The 3156-nt window shown below is 41.3% G+C and carries 1 protein-coding gene; it reads right to left on the bottom strand.

Going from position 1 to position 3156, the window contains the following annotated elements:
* Nucleotides 1-74 precede the first annotated feature (74 nt).
* A complete protein-coding gene (locus tag GQR46_RS18080) occupies nucleotides 75-3038 on the bottom strand; it encodes a TonB-dependent receptor (RefSeq protein ID WP_024591526.1) in 2964 nt (987 codons plus the stop codon).
* Nucleotides 3039-3156: the final 118 nt, after the last annotated feature.

The raw sequence follows: 3156 nt of genomic DNA, 5'->3' as shown, positions 1-3156 counted from the left end.
AAAAAGCAAGCCAGGTGGCTTGCTTTTAGCGTCTTTAAATACACACACTTATAGACTCGATTTAACTATAACGTTTAAAATCTATAGCTAGCGCCAAATGTAATACGGCGGTCTGTAATACCTTGGAAACAAAGTAAAGCACCTTCGTTAACACAAGACTGGCTAACTTCTGATTCAGTTAAGTTAACGGCTTCAATACCGATATTTAGCTGATCGTTCACATCATAACTTATGCTGGCATTAAGCTGCCCTCTGTCTTCTTGTACAACAGGGAAACCCCATGGGAAGCTTGAAGTGCTACCAAAGTCAGTTGAACGGTACCCTTCGCGCCACGTGTAACGCGCTCGAGCAGATAGACCGTATTTCTCATAGTAAAATGTAATATTATATGCGTTTTCTGACAGATCAATGAGTGATTGCTTAGCACTTATGTCTGCATCCGGGTTACCGGTTGTTAATGCAAAAACAGCATTTGCACGACTCGTTGCAGTGTCAAATGATTCACCACCAGAAAATTCTTGATAGGTATAGTTAGCAACCACACCAAAACCTGATGCCCAACCTAGCTCTTTTTCAAAACTTGATAAGTCGTATTGAGCTGCAAGCTCAATACCTTGCTGTGTTGTTTCACCAGAATCATTAATAGTAGTTTGTGTTGGTACACATAACCCTACGCCAGCATCTGGGCCAAACACGTTTATGTCTGCAATTGGATTAAATATGCCGCCGCCTTCACACTCTGGACCATTTGTATCGCGAAAGCCTGTGCTTGGGTCTTCAAATGGGTCAACTTGCTGTGTAACGTGCAAATCGCTACGTGTTTTATGAAAGTACCCCACACTTAACAAAGCAGCGGGTGCAAAATACCAATCTGTGGATATATCGAAAGAGGTTACTTCTTCTGGTGCTAAGCCTGAATTACCAATTGAAACGGCACTATTAGGGCTGGTGCCAAACGTAACAGATGTAGATAGGTCATCAAAATCTGGGCGTCTAATATCTTTTGACCAACCTAAACGAACAATCACATCTTCACTTACATTCGCGGCTAAATTGAATCGAGGTAAAAAGAAATCGTAATCACCTTTAGACGTTAGCTGAGTAACCAGTTCGTTGCCACTTCCATCTTGAGTAACAGAGTTACCTAGCGATGTAACTTCAGTCTCTAAATAACGTAGGCCAAAGTTACCGCGAAACATGCCGTACTCAAAATTTGCTTGTGCATATAAGGCATGTGTTTCTTCTTCAATATCAAAAAACGCATTTACTTGAGACGTTGGTGAACTTATTGGACCACGATCAGAACCCGTTATTGCATTATTAGCTTCAATCGCTTGGTTTAGCGCTGCTAATACGGCTTGTGGATCAGAGGATGCAAGCTCTGGGTTTATAAGTAAGAAATCACGAATATAAAGTGCTCGCCCATCACCATCGTTAAAGTTATCTGGGCCCGCTGTTAATAATTGTGCAAATAAATCACCCGTTGGACTATCAGCCATATTTCTTAAACCAACGTTAGAACGAACTTGATCCGACACACTACTCGTTTTACTGTAGCGGTAACCAAAATCGACTGACGTTATTACATCATCTAAGTAATATGTAAAATCTGTACGAAACGCATCTTCTGTATTTTCTGACTCATCTTGCCCTTGGTTTACGTCACGTAGAACAACATTTGCAGGGTCGAGCAATTGAGCCATTGTTGGCGCGTTTGCCTCTCCCGTTGCAATCCCAAACGTAAGTGCATCACCTGTAAGATCATACTCAAAAGGAGTCCCGTTTTCATTTGACGAATTAGTAGCAACATTTGGATTTATAAAATTAAGCGTTGTATTAAAGCTTGGTGTAGTTGAATCAGAACGAGAGGTTGAGGCTTCAACACTTGCAAATAATCTATCGCCTTGCCATTCGCCCCCTATTCTGAATATTTTGCTCTTTGTGATGCGTGAATTAGTATCGCTAGAAAAACGCAAGTTAGGATCGCCACCACCATCTTCAACCGGAATAACGCCTCTTACAGCCGCTTGTATGCTGCCTAGGTTTTGTCCGTCCAGTGAACCAAAATTAACTGTTTCAAATTCACTCGGTATTGATACATTTCTAAGATCACTTAGGCCAGATGCTTGTACTCTTGAGCTTTCTTGGCGGCGCTCTTGATCGTTAACAACTGCATCAAAAAAGAATTTCATATTATCGTTTGGTGCATATTCAAATGTACCTGCGAAGTTTTTTGTCTCGTATTCGTAATTATCGTAATCTTGAATTAAAAATTGTACTGGTAGAAAATCAAACGATTGTGCACTTGCAGCACCGCTATCAGCGGCTACCGAATTATCTCTATCAGCACGAGGTCGAAATGCGGTTACGTCTTGCTCACTGTAACTACCACTAAATACAACACCAAACTTACCGCCCGAATCAAGCTCCCAGTTATCACCCCAAGCACCTGATACCCTAGGAGTCACTCCATCTGTTGATAAGCTACTATCTTCACCTTGAACTCTAATTGAGCCTAGAGTTTCATTTAACTGTAACGGGCGAATTGTTTTAAGGTTTATTGTTGCGCCCACAGAGCCTTCGATTGTTTTTGCTTCTGGTGACTTAATTACTTCTACACCAGAGATAATTGCAGCTGATACATCCTCAAAACTAATGCCACTTCGTCCAGACCCTGAGCCAACTGTTGATACGCCGTTCACTTCTGTACGATTAGCATTGGTACCACGAATTTGAACACCCGTACCTACCCCTGCTTCACGAGTAATTTGAATCCCGGTTACGTTTTCAAGTACTTCTGCGAGGTTTTGATCTGGTAGCTTACCAATATCTACAGCCTCAATAATTTCAACAAGGCTATCTGCTGAACGCTTTTGTGCAAGCGCATTTGTAAGCGATTGTCGAATACCTGAAACCTCGATAACCTCAAGATCGTCTGCAGCTTTTTTTGGAGCTTCTTGCGCCTGTGTAGACAAAGACATACCAAGTGCGGTTGCCGATATAACTGCCAGTGTAATTTTAGATAACTTGTGACTCATAGTTTTTTTCCTGTGTGTGTGAGATGCTATGTTTAACCAGCTACTTTATTGTTTTTATTAAAAGCCCTTTCTTATTACAAAGTCTTAACTTTATATTTACACCCACACCTACAAAGGT

The sequence above is a fragment of the Pseudoalteromonas sp. Z1A6 genome (genome assembly GCF_011378745.1).
GTDB classification, from domain to species: domain Bacteria; phylum Pseudomonadota; class Gammaproteobacteria; order Enterobacterales; family Alteromonadaceae; genus Pseudoalteromonas; species Pseudoalteromonas arctica.
Note: the sequence above shows the minus strand (reverse complement) of the source record. Positions and strands in the feature narration are given on the sequence as shown.